The 629-nt window shown below is 72.5% G+C and carries 1 protein-coding gene; it reads right to left on the bottom strand.

Translation table 11 applies throughout. The features are described from left to right. Window positions 1-310: 310 nt before the first annotated feature. On the bottom strand, window positions 311-629 hold a 319-nt coding region (locus FV228_RS31955; protein WP_187278007.1), incomplete at its 5' end, for a glucan biosynthesis protein.

The following is a 629-nucleotide window of genomic DNA, read 5'->3' as shown; positions in this document are numbered from 1 at the left end:
CCGCCGATCTCCGCCGCCCGCCGCCGCCTGAGCGAGGTCTACGGCGCCACCCGCCTCGCCAAACGCCTGGAGCGCGAGCGGCGCAGCGCGTGAGGTCGGGTCGGGCTACCGGTCGGTTGAGATAGGGCCGCTCCCCCCGCAGCCACAATCCGTTTGCCGGACGGGCGCGGGTCCCCTCTCCCGGGCGGGAGAGGGACAGGGTGAGGGATCAGGTTCTTCCGGAGAGGTCGCATCCCTCACCCCAACCCTCTCCCGCACGGGAGAGGGGGTTCGTCGCGACCTGCATGGAAAGATGTGCGAACGCCGCAGATCAGACGGCCGCGTCCCAGGTCTCGCTGATGGGATTCGCCCCACGCACCAGCCGCGCCCGCAGCACGATGTCCCCCGCCGGCATCGGCTGGGGCGGTTGCCACTCCACGTAGATGCGCCAGCCGCCGGTCTGCGGCACGAAGTTGGCCACCGGCTCGTGCAGCGTGCCGGCGCTGGCCGAGACCTCCGCGGCGACGGCCTCGTCCGGACCCTTCGGGAGCGACGGACCCTCGAAATCGATCATGCAGAGGCGCCGCTCCGGCCTCGGCGGGACGGTCGGGCGCAGGCGTTCGGCCGAACCGAACCGGGTCTCGGTGACC

Origin of the sequence: Methylobacterium sp. WL18, assembly GCF_008040015.1 — a bacterium.
Lineage (GTDB): Bacteria > Pseudomonadota > Alphaproteobacteria > Rhizobiales > Beijerinckiaceae > Methylobacterium > Methylobacterium mesophilicum.
The sequence above is the reverse complement of the archived record's forward strand: the minus strand, read 5'-3'. Positions and strand labels throughout refer to the sequence as shown.